25 protein-coding genes are annotated in these 24,992 nt (G+C 61.5%); 7 read left to right on the top strand and 18 right to left on the bottom strand.

Annotation, left to right across the window (positions count from 1 at the left end):
- Nucleotides 1-132 precede the first annotated feature (132 nt).
- Nucleotides 133-756, top strand: coding sequence for an LOG family protein (locus V8P77_RS21055; protein WP_335914097.1), 624 nt, complete (start codon nt 133-135; stop codon nt 754-756).
- Nucleotides 757-767: 11 nt separating this feature from the next.
- Here V8P77_RS21055 and rarD read toward each other — a convergent pair whose 3' ends face one another.
- The 7 genes from rarD to cysS all read right to left on the bottom strand — a co-directional run bounded on the left by rarD (nt 768) and on the right by cysS (nt 7,666).
- On the bottom strand, nt 768-1,679 hold the full coding sequence (gene rarD, locus V8P77_RS21050; protein WP_335914096.1) for an EamA family transporter RarD: 912 nt from the start codon (nt 1,677-1,679) through the stop codon (nt 768-770).
- Nucleotides 1,680-1,888: 209 nt separating this feature from the next.
- Entirely contained in the window at nt 1,889-3,502 is a 1,614-nt protein-coding gene (cimA, locus tag V8P77_RS21045) for a citramalate synthase (RefSeq protein WP_335914095.1), read from the bottom strand.
- A gap of 169 nt (nt 3,503-3,671) precedes the next feature.
- On the bottom strand, nt 3,672-4,634 hold the full coding sequence (gene pip / locus V8P77_RS21040; RefSeq protein ID WP_335914094.1) for a prolyl aminopeptidase: 963 nt from the start codon (nt 4,632-4,634) through the stop codon (nt 3,672-3,674).
- Nucleotides 4,631-5,107 carry a GFA family protein gene (locus tag V8P77_RS21035; RefSeq protein WP_335914093.1) on the bottom strand — a complete coding sequence of 159 codons (477 nt, stop codon included), beginning with the start codon at nt 5,105-5,107 and terminating at the stop codon, nt 4,631-4,633. Before V8P77_RS21035 ends, pip begins: the two co-directional genes overlap by 4 nt.
- A complete protein-coding gene (locus V8P77_RS21030; protein WP_335914092.1) occupies nt 5,104-5,592 on the bottom strand; it encodes a GFA family protein in 489 nt (162 codons plus the stop codon). The genes V8P77_RS21035 and V8P77_RS21030 overlap by 4 nt, the downstream gene beginning before the upstream one ends.
- Nucleotides 5,589-6,065, bottom strand: a complete 477-nt coding sequence (locus V8P77_RS21025; RefSeq protein WP_335914091.1) for a GFA family protein — start codon at nt 6,063-6,065, stop codon at nt 5,589-5,591. The genes V8P77_RS21030 and V8P77_RS21025 overlap by 4 nt, the downstream gene beginning before the upstream one ends.
- A 209-nt stretch (nt 6,066-6,274) precedes the next feature.
- The gene (cysS, locus tag V8P77_RS21020) at nt 6,275-7,666 is read right to left on the bottom strand and encodes a cysteine--tRNA ligase (RefSeq protein ID WP_335914090.1); all 1,392 of its coding nucleotides are present in this window, start codon (nt 7,664-7,666) and stop codon (nt 6,275-6,277) included.
- 352 nt (nt 7,667-8,018) lie between these two features.
- Here cysS and V8P77_RS21015 point away from each other — a divergent pair, with 352 nt between their 5' ends.
- Nucleotides 8,019-8,768: a glycoside hydrolase family 25 protein gene (locus V8P77_RS21015; protein ID WP_335914089.1), complete on the top strand. Its 750-nt coding sequence runs from the start codon at nt 8,019-8,021 to the stop codon at nt 8,766-8,768.
- 9 nt (nt 8,769-8,777) lie between these two features.
- Here V8P77_RS21015 and V8P77_RS21010 read toward each other — a convergent pair whose 3' ends face one another.
- The 4 genes from V8P77_RS21010 to radA form a co-directional block, all read right to left on the bottom strand.
- The gene (locus V8P77_RS21010) at nt 8,778-9,518 is read right to left on the bottom strand and encodes an SDR family NAD(P)-dependent oxidoreductase (protein WP_335914088.1); all 741 of its coding nucleotides are present in this window, start codon (nt 9,516-9,518) and stop codon (nt 8,778-8,780) included.
- 77 nt (nt 9,519-9,595) lie between these two features.
- Nucleotides 9,596-11,086 (bottom strand): amidophosphoribosyltransferase, encoded by a 1,491-nt coding sequence (purF, locus tag V8P77_RS21005; protein WP_335914087.1) that lies wholly within the window; start codon nt 11,084-11,086, stop codon nt 9,596-9,598.
- A gap of 148 nt (nt 11,087-11,234) precedes the next feature.
- Nucleotides 11,235-11,861, bottom strand: a complete 627-nt coding sequence (locus tag V8P77_RS21000; RefSeq protein ID WP_025393958.1) for a CvpA family protein — start codon at nt 11,859-11,861, stop codon at nt 11,235-11,237.
- A 90-nt stretch (nt 11,862-11,951) separates the two neighbouring features.
- The gene (radA, locus tag V8P77_RS20995) at nt 11,952-13,352 is read right to left on the bottom strand and encodes a DNA repair protein RadA (RefSeq protein ID WP_335914086.1); all 1,401 of its coding nucleotides are present in this window, start codon (nt 13,350-13,352) and stop codon (nt 11,952-11,954) included.
- A 162-nt stretch (nt 13,353-13,514) separates the two neighbouring features.
- Between radA and V8P77_RS20990 the strand changes: the two genes are divergently transcribed.
- A complete protein-coding gene (locus tag V8P77_RS20990; protein ID WP_131644687.1) occupies nt 13,515-14,150 on the top strand; it encodes a LysE family translocator in 636 nt (211 codons plus the stop codon).
- Between the two features lie 10 nt (nt 14,151-14,160).
- On the opposite strand, the gene alr is transcribed toward V8P77_RS20990, so the two are convergent.
- The 7 genes from alr to V8P77_RS20955 form a co-directional block, all read right to left on the bottom strand.
- Nucleotides 14,161-15,330: an alanine racemase gene (alr, locus tag V8P77_RS20985; protein WP_335914237.1), complete on the bottom strand. Its 1,170-nt coding sequence runs from the start codon at nt 15,328-15,330 to the stop codon at nt 14,161-14,163.
- Between the two features lie 90 nt (nt 15,331-15,420).
- A complete protein-coding gene (locus V8P77_RS20980; protein ID WP_063474885.1) occupies nt 15,421-16,917 on the bottom strand; it encodes a replicative DNA helicase in 1,497 nt (498 codons plus the stop codon).
- 374 nt (nt 16,918-17,291) lie between these two features.
- Complete coding sequence (gene rplI, locus V8P77_RS20975; protein ID WP_335914085.1) at nt 17,292-17,870, bottom strand: 50S ribosomal protein L9; 579 nt, start codon at nt 17,868-17,870, stop codon at nt 17,292-17,294.
- A 22-nt stretch (nt 17,871-17,892) separates the two neighbouring features.
- A complete protein-coding gene (locus tag V8P77_RS20970; RefSeq protein ID WP_335914084.1) occupies nt 17,893-18,879 on the bottom strand; it encodes a DUF2232 domain-containing protein in 987 nt (328 codons plus the stop codon).
- A gap of 159 nt (nt 18,880-19,038) precedes the next feature.
- Nucleotides 19,039-19,287 carry a 30S ribosomal protein S18 gene (gene rpsR, locus V8P77_RS20965; protein ID WP_003547038.1) on the bottom strand — a complete coding sequence of 83 codons (249 nt, stop codon included), beginning with the start codon at nt 19,285-19,287 and terminating at the stop codon, nt 19,039-19,041.
- A 14-nt stretch (nt 19,288-19,301) separates the two neighbouring features.
- A complete protein-coding gene (rpsF, locus tag V8P77_RS20960; RefSeq protein ID WP_003547040.1) occupies nt 19,302-19,769 on the bottom strand; it encodes a 30S ribosomal protein S6 in 468 nt (155 codons plus the stop codon).
- A gap of 315 nt (nt 19,770-20,084) precedes the next feature.
- Nucleotides 20,085-21,128 carry an aldo/keto reductase gene (locus V8P77_RS20955; protein WP_335914083.1) on the bottom strand — a complete coding sequence of 348 codons (1,044 nt, stop codon included), beginning with the start codon at nt 21,126-21,128 and terminating at the stop codon, nt 20,085-20,087.
- Between the two features lie 213 nt (nt 21,129-21,341).
- Between V8P77_RS20955 and fabD the strand changes: the two genes are divergently transcribed.
- The 4 genes from fabD to fabF all read left to right on the top strand — a co-directional run bounded on the left by fabD (nt 21,342) and on the right by fabF (nt 24,954).
- Nucleotides 21,342-22,286 (top strand): ACP S-malonyltransferase, encoded by a 945-nt coding sequence (gene fabD / locus V8P77_RS20950; protein ID WP_335914082.1) that lies wholly within the window; start codon nt 21,342-21,344, stop codon nt 22,284-22,286.
- 51 nt (nt 22,287-22,337) lie between these two features.
- Nucleotides 22,338-23,075: a 3-oxoacyl-[acyl-carrier-protein] reductase gene (fabG, locus tag V8P77_RS20945; protein ID WP_011651245.1), complete on the top strand. Its 738-nt coding sequence runs from the start codon at nt 22,338-22,340 to the stop codon at nt 23,073-23,075.
- Between the two features lie 286 nt (nt 23,076-23,361).
- On the top strand, nt 23,362-23,598 hold the full coding sequence (locus tag V8P77_RS20940) for an acyl carrier protein (RefSeq protein ID WP_003547058.1): 237 nt from the start codon (nt 23,362-23,364) through the stop codon (nt 23,596-23,598).
- Nucleotides 23,599-23,691: 93 nt separating this feature from the next.
- Nucleotides 23,692-24,954 carry a beta-ketoacyl-ACP synthase II gene (gene fabF, locus V8P77_RS20935; RefSeq protein ID WP_335914081.1) on the top strand — a complete coding sequence of 421 codons (1,263 nt, stop codon included), beginning with the start codon at nt 23,692-23,694 and terminating at the stop codon, nt 24,952-24,954.
- Nucleotides 24,955-24,992 lie beyond the last annotated feature (38 nt).

The raw sequence follows: 24,992 nt of genomic DNA, 5'->3' as shown, positions 1-24,992 counted from the left end.
TGCCGTAATACCCAAAATTGCTAGCGATTCCCGTTGCTTTTCACAAGCATTCAAAGCAATTCGGCAAGCTAGGCACGCTGCTTTTCAGTCAATTTTCTTGACTGCATTGAAATGGAATAGTTGTTTGCCTCTATGACCGAACAATCTGTATCGATTCGATCCATCTGCGTTTACTGCGGCTCAAGGCCGGGACGCGATCCTTCCCACATGGCGGCCGGGCGTGCTCTCGGAAGAGAGATCGCCGAATACGGCCTGCGCCTCGTCTATGGCGGGGGGACCAAAGGCATTATGGGCGCGGTTGCCAGCGGCGTGCTTTCAGGCGGCGGTCAGGTCACGGGCATCATTCCCGAATTCCTGATCGATATGGAAGCGACTCGCCACTCGCTCGGTCAGCTGAACGAACTCATTGTAACCCCTGACATGCATGCACGCAAACACACCATGTTCGAGCGCTCCGATGCCTTCGTCGCGCTGCCCGGCGGCATCGGTACGCTGGAGGAGATCGTCGAGATCATGACCTGGGCGCAGCTCGGCCGCCACGAGAAGCCGATGGTCTTTGCCAACGTCAACGGGTTCTGGGATCCGATGATGGAACTGATGCGCCATATGACCGAAGAAGGCTTCCTGCACACCGCCCACCGGGTGCAGCCGCTCGTCGTCGACGACATCTCCGGCATCATTCCGGCGATCATGGCCCAGGCAGCCCAACTCGCCGCCGATCGTGACGGCGAGGACGAGGTCATTTCGAAGATGTAGGCGGGCTGCCTTTAGCGCGCGCCGCTTCCCTTCAGCATCGACCAGCTATAGAGAAACAGCCCCGCCCAGATCAGCGGGAAGGCGATCATGCGCGCCGTGCCGAATGGCTCGTGGAAGACGAAGACCGCGATCAGGAAGATCATCGTCGGCGCGATATACTGCATGATGCCGATCGTCGAGAGCTTCAAGAGTTTGGCGCCGTTTGCATAGATCATCAGCGGTACGGCGGTGATGACGCCGCAGCCGAGCAGCAGGGTCGTGTCGGCAAGACCGGTGCGGTAGAGGTGGCCCTGGCCGCCGAATTCAAGATAGAGGATGTAGAGGAGGGCCGGGCCGCTGAGGATCAGCACTTCGAGGAAGAAGCCCTGGTTCGGCCCGAGCGGCAGCGTCTTGCGCAACAGGGCGTAGAACCCCCAGCTGACCGCCAGCGTCAGCGCCACCCACGGGATGCCGCCGCTGTCCAGTGCGAGGATGGCGACGGCAAGCGCCGCAAGCGCGATCGCGGCGATCTGCAGGGGCTGCAGCTTTTCCTTGAGGAACACCGCGCCGAGGAAGATGCTGAACAGCGGATTGATGAAATAGCCGAGTGCTGCATCGAGCGAATGGCCGGCGCCGATCGCCCAGACATAGGTGCCCCAGTTGACGGTGATCAGCGACGCCGTCAGCGCCGCCATCGCCAGCATGCGCGGCGAGCCGAGCGCCGTTCGGATGTCTTGTGTGCGCCCGAGCACGATCAGCACGATGCCCGCCAGCGGCAGCGACCAGACGATGCGATGGGCGATCACCTCGGCCGGCGAGATATGCGCCACCGCCTTCATGTAGATCGGCAGGAAGCCCCAGAGCAGATAGGCCGTCAGCGCGAAGGCGAACCCGCGCGGACTGTCTTCGTTCTTGGCCAACGGAACGGATGCATCGGTCGACATCGGTGTTTCCATCTTTGTTCTTCTTCTGATCCGGCCTAGCTTAAGCGCCGTGAATAGGCCAATTCATTTCGTTGAATGAAGGGTGAGAGGATTTGAAGCGGGAGACGACGCGATGATCCGGCGTCCTGCAGTGGAAGGCGGAGTCCGAAGGAAGCGAATAATATTCTGGCGAGGGGTGGGATCCCCCTCCGCCGAGCCGCGGAATAGGTTTATTCCGCCGCGATCTTGCCCGCCAGCTGCCGGTTCTTCATCAGCTTGTAGATGACCGAATCCATCAGTGCCTGGAACGAAGCGTCGATGATGTTCTCCGAGACGCCGACCGTCCACCAGCGTACACCGTCGCTGTCGGTGGATTCGATCAGCACGCGGGTGATCGCCTCCGTGCCGCCATTGAGGATGCGCACCTTGAAATCGGCGAGCACCAGATCGTCGATCTCGTGCTGGTACTTGCCGAAATCCTTGCGCAGCGCGAGGTCGAGTGCGTTGACCGGGCCTTCGGCATCGGCAACCGACATCAGCGTCTGGCCGTCGATGGTGATCTTGACCACCGCCTCCGAGACGATCTTCACACGGCCGAGACTGTCGAAGCGGCGTTCGATCATCACGCGGAAGCCTTCGATGGTGAAGAATTCCGGGATCGTGCCGAGCGTGCGGCGCGCCAGCAGCTCGAAGCTCGCATCCGCGCCCTCATAGGCATAGCCGATGGATTCACGTTCCTTGACGATCGAGATCAGCAGGTCGAGCTTCGGATCGTCCTTGGCGACCTCGATGCCGCGCCGTTTCAGCGCGTTGATGAAGTTCGCCTTGCCGCCCTGGTCGGAGACCATGACCTTGCGGAAATTGCCGACGGTTTCCGGCGGCACGTGTTCATAGGTCCGCGGATCCTTGAGCAGCGCCGATGCGTGGATGCCGGCCTTGGTGGCGAAGGCGGAAGCGCCGACATAGGGCATCTGGTGGTCGGGAGAGCGGTTGAGCAGCTCGTCGAAGGCATGCGAGAGCCGGGTGAGGTTGAGCAGCCGCTCCTCGTCGATCACAGTTTCGAAACGTGTATTGTAAGCGCTCTTCAGCGCTAAGGTCGGGATTAGCGTCACCAGATTGGCATTGCCGCAGCGCTCGCCGATGCCGTTGAGCGTGCCCTGGATCTGCCGGACGCCGGCGTCGACGGCGGCGAGCGAATTGGCGACCGCCTGGCCGGTGTCGTTATGCGCATGGATGCCAAGACAGCGGCCGGGAACGCCTGAGGCGATCACCGCCTCGACGATGGCGCGCACCTCGGGCGGCTGCGTGCCGCCATTGGTGTCGCAGAGCACGACCCAGCGGGCGCCGCTCTCATAGGCCGTCCTGGCGCAGGCGAGCGCATAGGCCGGATTGGCCTTGAAGCCGTCGAAGAAATGCTCGCAATCGACGATCGCCTCCTTGCCCGCGCCAACCGCGGCCTTGACGCTTTCGGCGATGCATTCGAGATTTTCCTCGTTGGTGCAGCCGAGCGCCACAGCGACGTGGTAATCCCAGCTCTTGGCGACGAAACAGATAGCGTCGGATTTTGCCTGCAGCAGCCCGGCAATGCCGGGATCGTTGGAGACCGAAACGCCCGCCCGCTTCGTCATGCCAAAGGCGACGAAGCTGGCCTGGCTGGTGCGCTTCTCGCTGAAGAAGGCCGTATCCGTCGGGTTGGCGCCGGGATATCCGCCCTCGACGTAATCGATGCCGAATTCGTCCAGCATGGCGGCGATCGCAATCTTGTCCTCGACGGAAAAATCGATGCCGGGCGTCTGCTGTCCGTCCCGGAGCGTCGTGTCGAAGAGATAGATGCGTTCTTTCATGTCGTTTCCTCCCGCTAAGCGGGTTGTTATGGAGTGCGGATGCTGCCGCCACCTTCTCCCCCGTTATGACGGGGATAAGGGATATGCCGCACCGTATCGCGGAGCACGTCCCCTCTCCCCGCGGGCGGGGAAAGGGTTAGGGTGAGGGGCTGCCCCCCAATGCCAACGGTCAGTCTTGCTTCCCGGCAAACTTATCCGTCGCCCGGATCAGCTGATCGAGAATCCCCGGCTCAGAATAGGCATGGCCCGCACCCTCGATCAGGTGGAATTCCGCTTTCGGCCAGGCCTTGTGCAGCAGCCAGGCATATTTGGCCGGGCAGGGCATGTCGTAGCGGCCATGCACGATGACGCCCGGAATATCCCTGAGCCGGCCGGCATCGCGGATCAACTGTCCCTCGTCCATCCAGCCGGCATTGACGAAGAAATGGTTTTCGATGCGCGCAAACGCATAAGCGAATTCCGGCTCCTCGAACTTGCCGCTCGTCGAAGGCTCCGGCAGCAGTGTGATCGTTTCGCCTTCCCAGATGCTCCAGGCCTGCGCGGCCTTAAGGCGCACATTCCTGTCCTCATGCGTCAGGCGGCGATGATAGGCATGCATCATCTCATGCCGTTCTTCCCTAGGAATGGGCGCGATGAACCGCTCCCACTTGTCCGGGAACATTTCCGAGACGCCGAATTGGTAGTACCAGTCGAGCTCCGCCTTGGTCAGCGTATAGATGCCGCGCAGGATGAGCTCGGAGACGTGCTCCGGATGCGTTTCGGCATAGGCGAGCGCCAGCGTCGAGCCCCAGGAGCCGCCGAACACCTGCCAGCTGTCGACACCGGCCATCTCGCGCAGCCGCTCGATATCGGCAACGAGGTGCCAGGTCGTGTTGGCATGGAGTTCCGCATGCGGCGTCGACCTGCCGCAACCGCGTTGATCGAACAGCATGACATCGTAGAGAGTGGGATCGAAGAGCCGGCGATGGGCGGGCGAGATGCCGCCGCCCGGGCCGCCATGCAGGAAGACGGCGGGTTTGGCGCCGGGCGTGCCGGAGCGCTCCCAATAGATCACGTGGCCGTCGCCGACATCGAGATGGCCGGAGGCATAGGGCTCGATCTCGGGATAGAGCGTGCGCAGTCTCTCGGTCATATCTTCACGCCTTTCGCGGGCCACACCTCGGTGTCGTGGTCGGGATGCTGGAAGGAGATGATCGCCTCCTGCCGTGCGTAGAAATCCTGATCCTTCAGCACCGGCGCCTCGAAGATCGTCTCCACCCAGGGCAGGCGGGCCTCGTAATTGACCTGGATCAGCGGAGCGAGGTCGCTGCGGTCGTCGAAAGTGCCGATCGCAAGCTCCAGCCCGCCCGGATGGCGATAGGTCATCGGCGTGCCGCAATTGCTGCAGAAGCCGCGTTCGATATTGACCGAGGACTGGAAGTAGCTCGGCTCGCCGCGCGTCCATTCCATGCCTTCCTCAGGCGCGGTGACGAGCGCCGAGAAGAAACCGCCGAACTGTTTCTGGCACATGCGGCAATGGCAGATCGAGGGTCGCCCCAGTTTGCCCGAGATGCGGAAGCGCACCGCACCGCACTGGCATCCGCCTGTCTTTATCGTGTCCGTCATGAGCTTTCTCCGAGAGGCCAATTTTGCGTATCGTGGTCGGGGTGCTGATGGTTGCTTGCCGCGATCGCATTCTCGCGGTCGGGTGTTTCAGGTTCTGGTTCCTGCGGCAGGCCGTCAAGCGCGTGAAACCAGGACATCTTGCGGCCGGTGTTCGATTGCATCACCGGCTTGACCGCATCGGGATCGTCGAGCGAGCCGAGCGTGAGGTTGATCGAGTCCGCTTCCGGAATGTCGTAGAACAGCGGCGTGCCGCAATCGCCGCAGAAACCGCGCCGCACCAGATCCGAGGACTGAAACCATTTCGGCGCGCCGCGCGTGAAGGTAAAATCGCTGCGCATCACGCCTGCAAGCGGCATGAAATAATTGCCGGCGGCTTTCTGGCACATGCGGCAGTGGCAGATGTGCGGATAGCCGAGCTCGCCGCTGGCCCGATAACGAACCGCTCCGCACTGGCATCCGCCCGTCTGCTTCGCCAGGCCGGTCAAGTGCGATCCTCCGGCGGCCAGACCGGCGTATCGTGGTCGGGATGCTGATAGGAAACGAGTGCCTTGAGGAAGGATCCTGCAGTCAGATCTGCCTCGGTTCGCTCTCCGGGCAGTTCGTGCAGATGATCGACGAAGCCGATCTTGCCTTCCACGCCCCATTGAACGGTCGGAGGAAGAGATGACGGATCGTCGAATGCGCCTGCTGCAACCGCCATTCCATCCGGTGCCTCATAGGTCAGCGGCGTGCCGCAATCGCCGCAGAAGCCGCGCTCGACGAAATTGGAAGAGCGGAATCTTTTCCGCTCTCCGCGTGTCCATTCGAAATCGGCGCCGCGCACCGAGACCAGCGGCGCATAATAAGCACCGAACGCCTTTTGGCACATGCGGCAATGACAGATCGACGAGTCCTTGATCTCGCCGCTGACGCGGAAACGGATCGCTCCGCATTGGCAGCCGCCGGTATAGGTCGTCATCGACTATTCCTCCCTTGGGATTCCAGCCTGGGCGCCAAGACCCCTCCCAACCCTCCACACAAGGGGGAGGGCTCTCGTGTCGCACCGCCCTCGCTTCCGCCTCGAATGTGTGCGGTTGTGGTGATGTCGCATCGGAGCAGCGCGGCACCGTAGCCCCTCCCCCCTTGTGGGGAGGGGTTGGGGAGGGGTCTTATCCCAACACGCCAATCTCACCGCTTGACCTCCCACGTCGTCACGCGCTCGCCGGTTACCGCATCCTTGCCGTCCTTCAACTGGATGCCCTTTGCCGCCAGTTCGTCGCGGATCTTGTCGGCCTCGGTGAAGTTCTTCGCCTTCAGCATTTCGAGACGCATCGCGACCAGCGCATCGACTGCCGATGCGACGGCTTCGTCGATTTCCATCTTTTTCGGCAACAGGCCCAGAAGGTCGGCCGTTGCGGCAAAGACGGCACGGGCTGTGCGATCTGCATGGGCAGCCTGCGCCAGCGCATGCAATGCCTGCACGGCCGCGACCGTATTGAGGTCGTCGGAAAGCGCGTTCAACACGGTTTTATCGGGCGCCGCATCGCCGGCTTCGGCCGCCGGCCATTTGGCCAGCAGACGTTCGGCTTCTTCCAATCGCTTGATCGAAAAATCGATCGGCTCGCGGTAATGCGTCATCAGCATGGCAAGGCGCAGCACCTGGCCCGGCCATTTGCGTCCGCCGAAGGTTTCCGTGTGCAGCAACTCGTGGATGGTGACGAAATTGCCTTCGGATTTCGACATCTTGCGGCCTTCGACCTGCAGGAAGCCGTTATGCATCCAGACATTCGCCATCACCCCGGTGCCGTGGGCGCAGCGCGACTGGGCGATCTCGTTTTCATGATGCGGGAAGATCAGGTCCAGCCCGCCGCCGTGAATGTCGAAGATATCGCCGAGATAACGCTTGCTCATCGCCGAGCATTCGATGTGCCAGCCGGGCCGGCCGCGGCCCCATGGGCTCTCCCAGCCGGGTTCGTTGTGACTCGACAGCTTCCAGAGCACGAAATCACCCGGATTCTTCTTGTGCGCGTCGACGGCGATGCGCGCGCCGGCCTGCTGTTCGTCGAGCGGGCGCTTCGAAAGTTGACCGTAATCCGCCATGGATTTGGTGTCGAACAGCACTTCGCCCGATGCGACATAGGCATGGCCGTTGCCGATCAGCTTCTCGATGATCTCGGTCATCTCGACGATATTGTCGGTGGCGCGCGGCTCGAAGCTCGGCTCCAGGCAGCCGAGTTCGGCGACATCGGTGTGATATTGCGTCTCGGTCTTTTCCGTGACCGCGCGGATCGCTTCATTGAGCGGCAAGCCCGGATGGTCGCGAAGCGCCCGCGCATTAATCTTGTCGTCGACGTCAGTGATGTTGCGGGCATAAGTGACGTGGTCTTCGCCATAGACATGGCGCAGCAGCCGGAACAGCATATCGAAGACGATGGCTGGCCGGGCATTGCCGATATGAGCGAAGTCATAGACGGTCGGGCCGCAGACATACATGCGGACATTGTTGGGATCGATCGGCGAAAAGACCGATTTTTCCCGTGTCAGCGTGTTGTACAGCTTCAGTTCCGGCGTCGCGTCCATTTCACTCTCCCAAAGGCACGATCAGAAAAATATCGCGACCGGCGGACCGGGGCGTTTCGCATCTTGACTATTTGGGAGACGAAAACGGCCGGGCCAGCGCTCGCGCTAGCGAATAATCTTCCGGCAGATAATGCAGATAACCGTTTTCATGGCGGGTTTTATGGCCCGGTTCGCGCTTCCGGTCAAGGGGCGAAGAGCGATCCAGCGGCAACGGGATCCATCTATCCGCTGAATCGATTGCAGCAACTAACGTCTTTGAAACCGATTAGCGCGCTCTTGAAATTCGTCCGCCATTTTCGGAGCACAAATCTCGCATAGCCAGTTGAGAAGCTGTTGAAAATAGGGGGAAGGAATGCGGAGACTTGCGCGATCGACGATCGGAGCGACTGCAGTTCTGGTGGTCGCATTCGCTGCATATTTCGCATACGATTTCGGGATGCTTCGCTTCAACAATCCCTCTCTAGGCAGTTACCCAATCCAAGGCATCGATGTCAGCCATCACCAGGGCGATATCGATTGGAAGGTCGTTGCCGCGCAGCCGAATGTCCGTTTCGCCTTCATGAAGGCGACCGAAGGCGGAGACCATCGGGATTCCAAGTTCTCCGACAACTGGCAGCGCGCCGGAGATGCTGGAGTGGTCAGGGGCGCTTATCATTTCTTCACCTTCTGCCGTCCAGGCAAGGATCAGGCGCAGAATGTCCTGGCGACCGTGCCGAAGGAGCAGGGAACTCTGCCTATCGCCGTCGATCTGGAGTTTGTCGGCAATTGCAACAAAATTCCGACGCTCGAGGAAATGGTTGCCGAGGTGAACGCCTTCTTCAGCGAGCTGAAGGGCACTTTTCCGGAGAAGCCAATTTTCTACGTCACGCAGGAGTTCTTCGATCAATATCTGAAAGGCAATGAATCCCGCTTTCCCGAGCACTATCTGTGGCTGCGCAGCGTGTTCAGAGAGCCGAAGCAGGCAGCATGCAGCCGTTGGTCGATCTGGCAGTTTGCCGATAACGGCACATTGGACGGCATCCAGGGACCGGTCGACCTCAATGCTCTATGCCCGTCGGAAGCTGGCCTGGCGCATCTGTTCCCAGCAGTTGCAGCGAACTGAGACTCAAGCTTATTCCGGCAGCCGGTAATCGACGAGCTTGTTCTCCCGGACGATGAACAGCTTACCCGTCTCGGTCATATCAGGCCCCAGCAACGGCAGGATCGCCTTTGCGACCTCGGAGGGATGCGGCAGCGTCTGCGGATCTTCGCCGGGCACCGCCTGCGCCCGCATCGCTGTGCGTGTCGCCCCCGGATCGACGCTGGTGACCCGCAGCGGCGTGTTTTGACTTTCGCCGGCCCATGTGCGTGCCAGCGCTTCGACGGCGGCCTTGGAAGCGGAATAGGCACCCCAGAAGGGGCGGCATTTGTGGGCAGCACCCGAAGAGATGATCACCGCGCGGCCGGCATCCGAGCGGGCGAGCAGCGGGTCGACCGAGCGGATCAACCGCCATGTCGCGGTGACGTTGATGGTCATCACCTTCTCGAACACTTTCGCTTCGATATGGCCGATCGGCGAAATGACGCCGAGCACGCCGGCATTGGCGACGAGGATGTCGAGTTTGCCCCAGCGCTCGAAGATCGAGCCGCCGAGCGCGTCGATTGCATTCATGTCGGCAAGGTCGAAGGGCACGAGTGTTGCCGTGCCGCCGATGGCCTTGATCGCATCGTCGAGGTCCTCGAGCCCGCCGACCGTGCGTGCGCAGGCAATCACTTGGGCGCCGGCTTTGGCAAGTTCCAGCGCCGTGAAATAGCCGATGCCGCGCGACGCACCGGTGACGAGTGCGATCTTGCCCTCAAGATTGATATTCATGATGTCGTGTACCCTCACGAAGGGAGAGGGGTGCAGTGCACCCCTCGGGATGGACAATGGAAAAACCGCGCGCCGTGTCAGCCGTTGCTGGCGAGCATGGAAATCTTGTTGCCCATGGACTCGCCGTTCTTGTCGAGCAGGCGGGTCGGATAGTCGCCGGTGAAATAGTGGTCAGTGAACTGCGGCCGGACCGGGTTGCGATCTTCGCCGCCAACGGCACGGTAAAGTCCGTTGATCGACAGGAAGGCGAGCGAATCCGCACCGATATATTTGGCCATGGCTTCGACATCGGCATATTGGTTTGCCAGCAGCTTTTCGGCATCGGGCGTGTCGATGCCGTAGAAATCCGGGAAGAAGATCATCGGACTTGCGACGCGGACATGGACTTCGCGCGCGCCGGCTTCGCGGATCATCTGGACAATCTTGAGAGACGTCGTACCACGAACGATGGAATCATCGACCAGCACCACGCGCTTGCCTTCGATCATCGCCCGGTTGGCCGAATGCTTCAGCTTTACGCCGAAGGCACGGATCTGCTGCGTCGGCTCGATGAAGGTGCGCCCGACATAATGGTTGCGGATAATGCCGTATTCGAAGGGAATGCCGCTCTGTTGCGCATAGCCGAGCGCCGCCGGCGTGCCGCCATCCGGCACCGGCACGATCACGTCGGCATCCACGGGCGATTCCTTGGCGAGGTTCATGCCCATGCTCTTGCGCGTCGTATAGACGTTGCGGCCGCCGACGACCGAATCCGGGCGGGCGAAATAGACATATTCGAACAGGCAGAGGCGTTCCGGCTGCGGCTTGCTGGGCTTGCGCGCATCGATGCTGACTGAACCGTCAGGCTGGATTTCGCAGATGACGACCTCGCCGTTCTCAACGTCGCGGATGAACTTGGCGCCGATAATGTCGAGCGCGCAGGTCTCCGAGCAGAAGATCGGCTTGCCGTCGAGCTCGCCCATCACCAGTGGGCGAATGCCGGTCGGGTCGCGCGCGGCAATCAACTTCGTGCGCGTCATGGCGAGCATCGAATAGCCGCCTTCCATCTGGCGAATGGCGTCGATGAAGCGGTCGGACGTGGAAGCGTGGCGGGAACGGGCGATGAGGTGCAGGACGACTTCGGTATCGGAGGTCGACTGACAGATGGCGCCGGTCGCGATGATCTGGCGGCGCAGCGTCAGGCCGTTGGTGAAATTACCGTTATGGGCAATGGCGATGCCGCCTTCTTCCAGTTCGGCAAAGAGCGGCTGCACGTTGCGCATGGCCACTTCGCCGGTTGTCGAGTAGCGGGTATGACCGATCGTAATGCTGCCGGGCAGGCGGGCAAGCGTCATCGGATTGGTATAGTGGTCGCCGACGAGGCCCATGTGACGCTCTTGATAGAAGCGCTTGCCGTCGAAGGAGACGATGCCGGCCGCTTCCTGTCCACGGTGTTGCAGAGCATGCAGGCCGAGAGCCGTGAGCGCGGCGGCATCGGGATGTCCCAGAATTCCGAAAACCCCGCATTCTTCATGCAGTGTATCTCCGTCGAGCGGATCGTCGGTCGGGAAGGAATGGGACTGGTTCATTTCTGCGGGCCTCTGCTCTCACAAGAATGGATCGGCATTTCCAGAAATAGCTGAGCCCGGCGGAGCTGGAATGCTCGGCCGGACCCTCATTTCATGTCCCGCTCAAATGGCGATTGCCGGATGGCGGGTCAAGCTCTTGAACACTGTGTCAATTCGCCGGCTGCTGTGCGCCGTCTGCGGGCGCGGTCGGTGCGTCTTCCGCCGGAGCTTGGTCGCCCGTCGGCGGAGTGGTACCTTCGGCGCCCTGTGCCGGCGGCTGCAGCTTATCACGGATGCTTTCCGGTATCATCTGGGCAAATTGCTCCGGCAGAACCGATTTCAGCTTCACGACCATCGAATCCAGGAAGGGTTTCGACTTCGCTTCGTTGACCCAGGTCGGACGGTGGTCGACATCGACGAGCCAGTTCCAGAAGGCGACGGCGACGACCAGCAGCAGCACGCCGCGGGCTGCCCCGAACAGGAAGCCGAGCGTGCGGTCGAGTGCGCCGACGCGGCTGTCGATGATGAAATCGGCGATCTTCATCGTAATGAAGGAGATGACGATGAGCGCGATCAGGAAGACGACCGCTGCCGAACCGACGATCGCGATGCGGTCGTCATCAGTATATTTTTTCGCGTAGGGCAGCAGGTACGGATAGAGGTAATAGGCAGCCGCGGCCGAACCGCCCCAGCTCGCAATCGAGAGGATCTCGCGCGAAAAGCCGCGGACCATCGCCAGCACGGCGGAGAAGAGCACGACGCCGATGACAATACCGTCGAAAATCGTAATGGGCATGTAAATTCAACTCCAGGACTGCCGCTTGGCGGCCGTGTCGTGCCTTATCGTGTGCCTCCTATATCATCACCATTCCCGGCAATGAAAGGATCAAACCTCGTCTTCCACACGCAACGCTCCCTTCGATCCGGCGATGCGCGCGACCAGATCCGGCAGGCTTCCGACTTCGCTCCAGCGCCCGCCGGAGCCCTTCGGCAGTTCGGCGGAGGCAGACGGAAGCAGTGCTGCGGAAAAACCCAGCTTCTCGGCTTCCTTGAGACGCTGGGCGGTGTGCGCAACCGGCCGGATGGCGCCCGACAGGCTGACTTCGCCGAAATAGACGCAATCGGCAGGAAGGGCAATACCGGCAAGCGAGGAAACGAGTGCCGAGGCGACGGCAAGATCAGCCGCCGGTTCGGAGATACGGTAACCGCCGGCGACGTTGAGGTAGACGTCGTGCTGGCCGAGTCTGACGCCGCAATGAGCCTCAAGCACTGCGAGGATCATCGACAGCCGCGCCGAATCCCAGCCGACCACGGCGCGCCGCGGCGTGCCGAGCGAGGTTGGGGCCACCAGCGCCTGCACCTCGACGAGAATGGGGCGGGTGCCTTCCATTCCGGCAAAGACGGCAGCACCCGGCGATTTTTCGTTGCGCTCACCAAGGAAGAGCTCGGAAGGATTGGCGACTTCGCGCAAGCCTCTGTCGGACATTTCGAAGACGCCGATCTCGTCGGTCGGGCCGAAACGGTTCTTGACCGTGCGCAGGATGCGGTAGTGATGGCCGCGATCGCCTTCGAAATAGAGCACGGCATCGACCATGTGTTCGACGACGCGTGGCCCGGCGATCTGCCCGTCCTTGGTCACATGCCCGACGAGCACCATGGCGGTCCCTGTCTGCTTGGCGAAACGGATCATTGCCTGCACGCCGGTACGCACCTGCGTCACCGTTCCCGGCGCGGATTCGGCAAGTTCGCTCCACAGCGTCTGGATGGAATCGATGATGACGAGATCCGGCCGCTTGCCCTCGGCGAGCGTCGCCAGAATATCCTCGACATTGGTTTCGGCTGCCAGCATCACGTCGGTATCGGCCGCCGCAAGGCGCTGCGCCCGCAGCCGGACCTGCGCCACGGCTTCCTCGCCGGAGACGTAGATGATCTTGTGGCCGCGCCGCGCAAGGGCGGCGGCTGCCTGCATCAGCAGCGTCGATTTGCCGATGCCGGGATCGCCGCCGATCAGCACCGCCGAACCGCGCACGAAGCCGCCGCCGAGCGCCCGGTCGAGCTCCGACATCGCGGTATGGATGCGTGGCGCTTCCTCGATCTCGCCGGAGAGCGCCGTCAGCGCCACCGGTCGGCCCTTCTTCGGCGTCTTGCCGGGACCGGAGCCGATCCCGCCCATCGGGTCTTCCTCGACGATGGTGTTCCACTCGCCGCAGTTCTCGCATTTGCCGGCCCAGCGGTTATGAACCGTGCCGCAACTCTGGCAGATGAATTGTGTCCTGGCCTTCGCCATCCATTACTCTTTCAGTCCGGGTTCGTGAGCGAAGCGACGCGCCGCTTCACCGAATCATTGTCGTGCTTGAGATAATGGTTATCGCAACGGATCAAAACTAATGATTTCCCCATCAGCGCGCCCGTGCCTATCCTTTGCTTCTGCTTATTTGGAATGATGAAGATGTTCGATTATTCGTTTGCCCACTGGCTTGCATTTCTGTCGGCGGCGGTTCTGCTCAACCTCTCGCCCGGTCCCGACATCGCCTTCATCCTCGGTCACACGATGAGAAGCGGAAAACGTGCCGGTTTTTCCGCGCTGTTCGGCGTCTGGTCCGGCGCCTGCCTGCACGTGCTGATGGCTGCACTCGGCCTCTCCGCCATACTTGCCGCTTCCGCCGTCGCCTTCTCCACGGTCAAATGGATCGGCGCCGCCTATCTCGTCTGGCTCGGCATTCAGGCTTTGCGCTCCGGTGGCGGCGATGGCCTGATAAAGGCTGCCGGTGAAAGTTTGCCGGTTGCAAGAATCTATCGGCAGGGAATTCTGGTGTCGCTGCTCAATCCGAAAGTGGCAATATTCTTCCTGGCCTTCCTGCCGCAATTCGTCGTCGAAGGGGCAGGGCCGGCATGGGCGCAGCTCATGCTGCATGGCGGGCTCATCATCGTCGTCGCCGCCTTCATCGAACCGCCGCTCGTCCTTCTCGGCGGGCGCCTTGCGGATGCAATCAGGCATAATCAAAAAGTCGGCCTCTGGCTCGATCGCGGCCTCGGTGCGCTTTTCCTCGCGCTCGGTGTCCGTCTCGCCCTCAGCAGCCGCTGATAAAAAGCCGCTATTCCTCGGCCACGTAGCGCCGCTCGTGGCGAAGCCCCATGCCGGTCAGGATCTCGTATCCGATCGTGCCGGATGTCCGCGCCACATCGTCCACCGGCAGGTTCTTTCCGAACAGCTCGACATAATCCCCGGCGCGAACCGCGTTGTCAGGCAGGTCGGTGATATCGAAGATCGTCAGGTCCATGGTGATCCGGCCGGCAACCGGCACCTTGTGTCCGGCGATGAAGCCTTGCCCGCCTTGCGGCACCACCTGGCGCAGCGGCACGCCGCCGCTCGACTGGCTGCGCATGTAGCCGTCGGCATAACCGGCCGAGGCGATCGCCAGCCGGCTCTCGCGGCGAAGCTGCAGCGCCCGTCCATAGCTGACGGTCTCGCCGGCCTCGACGCTGCGCACCTGGATGATGCGCGCTTCCGCGGTTGCGACCGGCCGCATCGGGTTCGCCATGCCGCTGACCGCTTCGCCGCCATAGAGTGCGATGCCGGGACGGGTCAGGTCGAAGTGATAATCCTCACCGAGAAAGATGCCGGCCGAAGCGGCAAGGCTTGAATCGATGCCTTCATAGGCGGCGCTAACCCTGTGGAATGACTCGAGCTGCTGCCGGTTCATCGCATGGGTGGGATCGTCGGCGCATGCGAGGTGGCTCATGACAAGCACGGGCGCGAAGCTCGCCGGCCGTGAGACGTCGGCGGCGAGCGCGATCGCATCGTCGATATGCAGTCCGAGCCGATTGAAGCCGGTATCGACATGCAGCGCGCAGGGGTAGTCGCCGTAATCGGCAAGCACCGCCATCCAGAAGGCGAGCTGTTCGTCGGAGGAAATCACCGGCACCAGATCGTTTTCGAAGAAGCGCCGCTCGGTGCCCGGCCAGATGCCTGAGAGCACGAAGATGCGCGCCTCGGGCGCATAGAGGCGAAGTGTTACACCCTCGTCGACGGTCGCGACGAAGAAGTCGCGCGCGCCGGCCATATAGAGCGCTTCGCCGGCATCCTCGATGCCCATGCCGTAAGCGTCCGCTTTGACGACTGCCGAGGAGCGCGCCGCACCGGAGCGGCGCGCCATGTCGCGCCAGTTCTCTGTCAGGGCGGTCAGGTCGACGGTCAGCCGCAGGCCGGCCGAGGCAAAATTGTCGTCTTCGGGGGCGTCGAAAAATTCGCTCATGATCCACATCGAAAAGAGGCCGGAGAAGGATTCTCCGGCCAGTTTAAAGATCAACTATGTCAAGGGAAAGCCCGGCGCTGCATTGCAGCATCCGCACGATCAGTGCTCTTCATATTGGGTGAAGGAGGGATCGGCGAGATCGGCAAAGCGTGTGAATTCCGCCTGGAAGGCGAGCTTCACTGTGCCTGTCGGCCCGTGGCGCTGCTTGGCGATGATAACGTCGGCCGTGCCCTTCACCTTGTCGAACAGCGCTTCCCATTCCGGATATTTCGGATCGTGGATGTCGCGCGGCTCCGAATTCTTGACGTAATATTCCTCGCGGAACACGAAGAGCACGACGTCGGCGTCCTGCTCGATCGAGCCGGATTCGCGAAGGTCGGACAGCTGCGGCCGCTTGTCGTCTCGGCTTTCGACCTGACGCGAGAGCTGCGACAGCGCGATGATCGGAACGTTGAGCTCCTTGCCGAGCGCCTTGAGGCCGGTGGTGATCTGGGTGATTTCCTGCACGCGGTTGTCGCTGGATTTGCCCGAGCCGGTCATCAGCTGAATGTAATCGACCACAAGCACGTCGAGGCCGCGCTGGCGCTTCAGACGGCGCGCGCGGGCCGAAAGCTGCGCGATCGAGATACCACCGGTCTGGTCGATATAAAGCGGCACCTTCTGCATCATCATTGAGCAGGCGACGAGCTTTTCGAAATCGGCATCGTTGATGTCGCCGCGGCGGATCTTCGAGGAGGAGACTTCCGTCTGCTCGGAGATGATACGGGTGGCGAGCTGTTCCGACGACATTTCGAGCGAATAGAAGCCGACGACGCCGCCGTTCTTTGCCTTCATGCTGCCGTCCGACTGGACTTCGCCTTCGTAGGCGGCGGCGATATTGTAGGCGATGTTGGTGGCAAGCGAGGTCTTGCCCATGCCCGGACGTCCGGCAAGCACGATCAAGTCCGACCGCTGCAGGCCGCCCATCTTGGAATCCAGCGAATGGATGCCGGTGGAAATGCCGGAAAGCCCGCCGTCGCGCTCCTTGGCGACGGCCGCCATGTCGATCGCCAGCGCAACCGCATCGTTGAAGGCCTGGAAGCCGCCGTCGTAGCGGCCGTTTTCCGCCAGTTCGAAGAGGCGGCGTTCGGTATCCTCGATCTGCGACTGCGGCGGCATGTCGAGCGGAGCGTCATAGGCGATGTTGACGACGTCCTCGCCGATGGTGATCAGCGCCCGGCGCAGCGCCAGGTCGTAGATCGCCCGGCCGTAATCCTCGGCATTGATGACGGTGACGGCATTGCTGACGAGGCTCGCCAGATATTGCGAAACCGTCATGTCGCCGACCTTCTCGTCGGCCTTCAGGAAGGTCTTGATCGTCACCGGATTGGCGATCTTGCCCATGCGGATGATATCGCCGGCAACCTCGAAGATCTTCCGGTGCAGCGGCTCATAGAGATGGATCGGCTTCAGGAAGTCCGACACCCGGTAATAGGCGTCGTTGTTCATCAGGATCGCACCCAGAAGCGCCTGCTCGGCTTCGATATTGTTGGGTGCCTCGCGATAATGCTGCTCCGACGGAGCAACGGCTGCAATCTTTCGAGCGGCGTCGTTCATCATCATCCGTTCTGTCTTTTTCCAGCTCCGGATTTGCAATTCCGGACGCGAAAATCAAGAGGCTACGAAAGGAGCGGGGGCTCGCTTCGTCTAAATCCTGAACGCTGTGCACGTTGTTCGACTTCTCCACAGTCTTGGGCGACACAAAGGAGAAATACTGGCAGTGTCACCCGCACGACACGGTATGGCGCCGACTCAGCCCATCCGTTTCGGAGAATGTCATTTTAGCGCGCTGCGATAAGGCACGCAGCAAAAACATCCGGAAGATCCCCTTAAAAAAAGCGAACCGATCGGCAGCTCACATCGAAGGGATGGAAACGAAAAAGCCCGGCGCGGTGGCCGGGCTTCTCTCTCGCGGATCGCTCCGACGAGAATTATGCTTCGTCTTCGTCGATGCCATCGGCTTCCGGATCGAAGAAATCCTCAGGACGCAGCGCGTCTTCGTCGACGCCGTAGATCGCGTCGACCGAGGTGAGTTCTTCGCCCTTGGACTGGCGCTCTGCCTCTTCGGCAGAACGGGCAACGTTCAGCTCGACGTGGATTTCGACTTCGGCATGCAGCTGCAGCTCGACCTTGTGCAGGCCGATCGACTTGATCGGGGTGTTGAGGTGAACCTGGTTGCGGCCGATGTTGAAGCCTTCGGCTGCGAGAATGTCGACGACGTCACGGGCGGCAACCGAACCGTAGAGCTGGCCGGTTTCGCCGGCGGAGCGCACGACGATGAAGGACTTGCCGTCGAGAACGTCGGCGACCGTCTGGGCTTCCGACTTGCGCTCGAGGTTGCGGGCTTCGAGCGTCGCGCGCTCGGCTTCGAAGCGGGTCTTGTTGGCGGCGTTGGCGCGCAGCGCCTTGCCGAGCGGCAGCAGGTAGTTGCGGGCAAAGCCGTCGCGAACTTTTACGGTTTCGCCCATCTGGCCGAGCTTGGAGATGCGTTCGAGAAGGATGACTTGCATTTTCTTTTTCCTTTCTTGTGTCTCAGATTTTCGTATCGGATTGTTTGGGGATATCAGCATCTTTCGTCGGGGTCAGTGCGATCGCCTTGCGCGTATCGCTGAGACCGAGGACGAGGATGAGGAGAGCTGGCAGCAGCATGAGCATCGAGGCCAGATAGCAGAGGACGAGGGCCGGTATGCGCCAGTCCTTGCCGCGCGTGCGGAAATGCAGCGAGGCGAAACCGGAGAGCATGAAGCCGGCGCCGAAGGCGCCGATCACGGTCGCACCGACCAGTGCCGGAACGCCGCCGAAGAAGCAGGCGGCAAGCCCGGCCAGGAAGATGAAGATCGAGTTGCGGTTCATCCGCAGCGACGAGGGAATGTCCTCGCGCGGACGAAGGCCGCGGCCGGAGGCTGCGACGATGCGCACGGCAAAATAATAGGCGGCAAACAGCATGCTGACCCACATGCCGCCCTGCAAAGCCGGCAGCATCAGCAGGATCAGCGACTTGGTCTGCGCGGTCGCTGCAGGATCAGGCATGAATTCCGGCTGCTGCTGCTTGAGCGAGGTGATCAGCAGATCGACGATCGGATCGGTAATTTCGGGCCCGTAGCCGATGATCACACCGATGACGATGACGGCGAGCGTTACCAGACCGCACAGATGCAGCAGGATATCGGAGAGCGGGTACCAGGCAAGCAGATGGTCGGGGCCGCCGAGTTCGGCGGCCGGACGCGCCAGATTGGCGAGATGGCTCAGCCAACCGGCCGGCAGCAGCGTCACCATCGTCATGATCAGCGCGAAGGAAGGCGAGATCAAGATCGCGCCGAGTGCCGCGGCGGTGACGACGGCCGAGACCGCGGCGGCATTGCCCCAGCCGAGCCCGACGATCAGGATCGGCAGAGCCGAAGCCGTGTAGAGAAGCGCGCTGAAAAACGACGGCTGCATGCTCGCGCCCAGCACCAGCAGGGCGGCGGTCAATCCGGCGAGTGCGCCGATCAGCAGCGTTTTAATGTTCGGTCGTTTCAAGGTCGCTGTCCTGCTTCATCAAGCAGTTAGAGGATGTTGCTGAATCAAATTCAGAAACGTCTCAACATGGGTTTTAAGAGTTCCGATCCGCGCCCATCGCGGAAGGGAGAAGAGAAGGCACGAATGCCTTCCCTCAAGGGTGTGTGCGTCGGCCGATGATCAGGCGACGACGTATGGCAGCAGGCCGAGGAAACGGGCGCGCTTGATCGCCTGGGCGAGCTCGCGCTGCTTCTTCTGGGAAACGGCCGTGATGCGGGACGGAACGATCTTGCCGCGCTCGGAAATGTAGCGCTGCAGCAGGCGGACGTCCTTGTAGTCGATCCGCGGTGCGTTGGCGCCGGAGAACGGGCAGGTCTTGCGGCGGCGATGGAACGGGCGGCGGACCGGAGCGGAGGAAGTTTCAGACATATCTCAGATCTCCCTTATACACGGTCTTCGCGCGGACGGCGCGGACGGTCGTCACGGTCGCCGAAGCCACCTTCACGCGGCGGACGCGGGCCACGGTCACGATCGCCGAAGCCGCCTTCACGCGGGCCACGGCCGCCTTCGCGCGGACGGTCGTCACGGTCGCGCTTCTGCATCATGGCAGACGGACCTTCTTCATGCTTCTCGACGGCGATCGTCATGTAGCGAAGAACGTCTTCGCTGATGCGCATCTGACGTTCCATTTCCTGGACGGCAGCCGCCGGTGCATCGATGTCCATCAGGGCGTAGTGCGCCTTGCGGTTCTTCTTGATGCGGTAGGTGAGGGACTTGAGGCCCCAGTTCTCGATACGCCCGACCTTACCGCCATTCGCTTCGATCACACCCTTGTACTGTTCTACGAGGGCATCGACCTGCTGAGCGGAAATATCCTGCCGGGCAAGGAATACATGTTCATAAAGAGCCATGACAGCTTTGCCTTTCTTGCGTTTGGTTCAACCCGATATTCGGCGGCTAAGCCTCAACGACTGCTCCTGATTGGGCGGACCCAGGCAAGAAAGCGTTTCCGAGACGGTCGAGAGCGGAGACACGGGAGGCTGGAACGCTTCCGTTCCGAACGATTTCCATGAGGAAACCGGCCCTCCGTTCAGCCACCAGCCAGAAGACCGGGTTAACGAACAGGGCGGCTTATACGGATTTTTTGGGCAAAGGCAAGCGCAATCGGACACCCGAACCCGATGCCGGCCAATGGTCGGCATCGGGCAGGCGCCAAACAAATAGGATCAAAGCGTCAGCGGATACTGCCGGTGCACCTTGGCGATTTCCGCCAAGATCTCGTTCGAAAGCGTAATATCTGCCGCGCCGATATCGATTTTCAACTGCTCCATCGACGTCGCGCCGATGATGACCGAGGCCATGAAGGGACGCGACAGGCAGAAGGCGAGCGCCATCGCTGCCGGGTCGATGCCGTATGTTGCGGCGATCTCCAGATAGGCTTTGGTCGCCGGCTCCTGTAGCGGCTGCAGGCGGCCGCCAATATCGGGGTTGATCGAACCGCGCGAACCTTTCGGCCTGCCGCCGTCGATATATTTGCCGGAGAGGATGCCGCCGGCGAGCGGCGAATAGGCGAGCAGCCCGACATCCTCATGATGCGAGAGTTCGGCGAGATCGAGATCGAAATGGCGGTAGAGCAGGTTGTATTCGTTCTGAACGCTGGCGACCCGCGGCAGGCTCTTCTGTTCGGAGAGCGTCAGGTATTTCTGTATGCCCCAGGTGGTTTCATTGGAAAGGCCGATCGCGCGGATCTTGCCCTCCTTCACCAGAGCGCCGAGCGCTTCCAGGATGTCGAGCATATTGGCGACCGCCTTGTCGCGATCCTGGGTGAACGGGTTGTAGCTCCAGTTCTGGCGGAAATGGAAATGGCCGCGGTTCGGCCAGTGGATCTGGTAGAGGTCGACGTAGTCCGTCTTCAGCCGCGTCAGGCTGGCCTCGAGCGCCAGGCGGATATTCTTTGCATCCGCACCTTCGCCGCCGCGCAGATACTCGCGGCCGCGGCCGGCGACCTTGGTGGCGAGAACGATATCGCCGCGCTTGCCGGTCTTATTGAACCAGCTGCCGATATAGTCTTCGGTCCAGCCCTGTGTCGCGGCCGAAACCGGGGTGGTTGGATAAAGTTCGGCCGTATCGAAGAAATTGACGCCCTTTTCGACGGCGTAATCCATCTGCGCATGCGCATCGGCTTCGTTGTTCTGCGAACCCCAGGTCATGGTGCCAAGGCAAATCTCTGAAACGGAAATATCGGTGCGGCCTAGTGAATGGTACTTCATGGAAAAACCTTGGGAGAGAGGTGAAAGCCTTGGGAAGGTCCGGGCAAATCTAGGCTGGAATTGGCGGAGCGCAAGAGCAAAAACCGGGCTTTTGCGTGCATGCGAGAGGCTTTGCGGAGAATGAGCCGCCACTTGACTCTGCCGGAAAGAATGTCAATTGGAGGCAAAACAGCCTCAAGGGGCGCAATCAGGGCATCAGCCAGGGACATGAGAATGACCATTGCTTTCACTTTTCCCGGTCAGGGCAGTCAGGCCGTCGGCATGGGCAAGGATCTCGCCGAGAATTTCGCGGAAGCCCGCGCGGTTTTCCAAGAAGTCGATGAGGCACTCGGTGAAAAGCTTTCGGACGTCATGTTCAACGGTCCCGAGGATATGTTGACCTTGACTGCGAACGCCCAGCCGGCGCTGATGGCCGTCTCCATCGCCGTCGTCCGCGTATTGGAGGCCAAAGGGCTGGATCTGAAGTCCAAGGTCGCCTATGTCGCCGGCCACTCGCTCGGCGAATATTCGGCACTTTGCGCCGCCGGCAGCTTTTCGCTCGCCGACACTGCGCGGCTGTTGCGCATCCGCGGCAATGCCATGCAGGCCGCCGTCCCCGTCGGCGTCGGCGCCATGGCAGCGATCATCGGCCTCGAACATGCCGACGTCGTTGCCGTCTGTGAGGCCGCGGCCGCTATCGGCGCCTGCCAGATCGCCAACGACAATGGCGGCGGCCAGATCGTCATCTCGGGCGAGAAGGCAGCCGTCGAAAAGGCGGCCGCCCTTGCGACCGACAAGGGCGCCAAGCGCGCCATTCTGCTGCCAGTCTCTGCTCCGTTCCATTCGACGCTGATGGCGCCTGCCGCCGACGCCATGCGCGAAGCGCTGGCAAAAGTCGCCAAGTCCGATCCCGTCGTGCCCGTCATCGCCAATGTCCGTGCCGCCCCGGTGACCGGCGCCGACGAGATCGCCGGCCTGCTGGTCGAGCAGGTGACCGGTCAGGTCCGCTGGCGCGAGACGGTGGAATGGTTCGCCGCAAATGGCGTGACGACGCTTTATGAACTCGGTTCCGGCAAGGTGCTGACCGGCCTTGCCCGCCGCATCGACAAGACGATCAACGGCATCTCCGTCAACGGTCCGGCGGATATCGACGCGGCCGTCGCCGCCCTCATGGCCTGATTGGTATTTCCGGACACCGGGTTTGGTGTCCCTGTTATAAGGAACTTTTCCATGCTCGATCTTTCCGGCCGCAAGGCTCTCGTCACAGGCGCATCGGGCGGTATCGGCGAGGAAATCGCCCGCCTTCTTCATAAGCAAGGCGCCATCGTCGGCCTGCATGGCACCCGCGTCGAGAAGCTGGAAGCGCTGGCCGCCGATCTCGGCGAGCGCGTCAAGATCTTCCCGGCCAACCTCTCCGACCGTGATGAGGTCAAGGCGCTCGGCCAGAAAGCCGAGGCCGATCTCGAAGGCGTCGACATCCTCGTCAACAATGCCGGCATCACCCGCGACGGCCTGTTCGTGCGCATGAGCGACGAGGACTGGGACAGCGTCATCGAAGTGAACCTGACGGCGACCTTCCGCCTGACGCGCGAATTGACGCATCCGATGATGCGTCGCCGCTATGGCCGCATCATCAACATCACCTCCGTCGTCGGCGTCACCGGCAATCCGGGCCAGGCCAATTACTGCGCCTCCAAGGCCGGCATGATCGGCTTTACCAAGTCCCTGGCGCAAGAAATTGCCACCCGCAACGTGACGGTCAACTGCGTCGCACCGGGCTTCATCGAGAGCGCCATGACCGGCAAGCTGAACGACAAGCAGAAGGAAGCGATCATGGGAGCGATCCCGATGAAGCGCATGGGCACGGGCGGCGAGGTGGCTTCGGCGGTTGCTTACCTCGCGTCCTCCGAGGCCGCCTATATGACGGGCCAGACACTGCACGTAAACGGCGGCATGGCGATGATCTGAAACGACAAACTGTTGGCATGGGAATAATTCCGCCAATAGCATGTTGAGCAATCACGAACCGTTGATTTTCTGGCTTTGCGGCAGACATAAAGCATGTTAAGCGGGCCATGACTGTGAACAGTCGTCCCGAGAAAGCAGACGGACCGGCGGGCTTTTTGCAAGCCTGGGACATCTCTGAAGCCGGGTAAACGAGTTTGCCGAGGATGTCTGAAAACATCGCAGGCTGAAACAGGGTAGGGGTGCCGCGATGGCATTCCGATCAGGACATAAGGTCGAGGAAACCGACATGAGCGATATCGCAGAACGCGTAAAGAAAATTGTTATTGATCATCTTGGCGTCGACGCCGACAAGGTCGTCGAGAGCGCCAGCTTTATCGACGATCTGGGCGCTGACTCGCTCGACACGGTCGAACTTGTCATGGCTTTCGAAGAAGAATTCGGCGTTGAAATTCCTGACGACGCTGCCGACTCGATCCTGACGGTCGGCGATGCAGTGAAGTTTATTGAGAAGGCCCAGGCCTGATCCTGTGAATTTGAGAAAGGGCGGGCCTGGAGTCCGCCCTTTTCTTTTCGGCATATTTCTCCATAGAACATAAGAGACGGGGGAAAGCACGCGATGAAACGTGTCGTCATCACCGGTACCGGCATGGTATCACCCTTGGGATGCGGAACCGAGGTGACGTGGTCCCGGCTGCTTGCCGGTCAGAACGGCGCCCGCCTCGTCACCGAATTCGAGGTCGACGACCTTCCCGCCAAGATCGCCTGCCGTATTCCTATCGGTGACGGCACCGACGGCACCTTCAATGTCGATCAGTGGATGGAGCCGAAAGAGCAGCGCAAGGTCGACCCCTTCATCATTTACGGCATGGCCGCCGCCGACATGGCGCTTGCCGATGCCGGCTGGCATCCTGAAACCGATGAGGACCAGATTGCCACCGGCGTGCTGATCGGCTCCGGCATCGGCGGCATCGAAGGCATTGTCGAGGCGGGTTACACCCTGCGCGACAAGGGCCCGCGCCGCATCTCCCCCTTCTTCATTCCCGGCCGCCTGATAAACCTCGTCTCCGGCCAGGTCTCGATCCGCCACAAGCTGCGCGGACCCAATCATTCGGTCGTCACCGCCTGCTCGACGGGCGCGCATGCGATCGGCGATGCTGCGCGCCTGATCGCGCTTGGCGATGCCGACGTCATGGTCGCCGGCGGCACGGAATCCCCCGTCAGCCGCATTTCGCTTGCAGGTTTTGCCGCCTGCAAGGCGCTGTCGACCCAGCACAACGACGATCCGCAGAAGGCGTCGCGTCCCTATGATCGCGACCGCGACGGCTTCGTCATGGGCGAAGGCGCCGGCATCGTCGTGCTTGAAGAGCTGGAACACGCCAAGGCGCGGGGTGCCAGGATCTATGCCGAAATCGTCGGTTACGGCCTGTCGGGCGACGCCTATCACATCACCGCACCCTCCGAAGACGGCGAGGGCGCCGGCCGCTGCATGGCGATGGCGCTGAAGCGCGCCGGGCTAACGCCGGCCGATATCGATTACATCAATGCCCACGGTACCTCGACCATGGCCGACACGATCGAACTCGGCGCCGTCGAGCGGCTGGTCGGCAATGCGGCGTCGAAGATTTCCATGTCCTCGACCAAATCGGCGACAGGACACCTTCTCGGTGCTGCCGGCGCCATCGAGGCGATCTTCACCACACTCGCCATTCGCGACAATATCGCGCCACCGACGCTCAATCTCGACAATCCCGAACGGGAGACGGCGATCGATCTTGTTCCGCACAAGGCGCGTGAGCGAGACATCAATGTGGCGCTGTCCAACTCGTTCGGATTCGGCGGCACGAACGCTTCGCTCGTACTGCGCCGTTACGCGCAATAAGAGTCCTGCAAGCGGTGTGACGGGTCTCCCTTGCACCG

The sequence above is a fragment of the Rhizobium aouanii genome (assembly GCF_037002925.1).
Lineage (GTDB): Bacteria > Pseudomonadota > Alphaproteobacteria > Rhizobiales > Rhizobiaceae > Rhizobium > Rhizobium aouanii.
The sequence above is the reverse complement of the archived record's forward strand: the minus strand, read 5'-3'. Positions and strand labels throughout refer to the sequence as shown.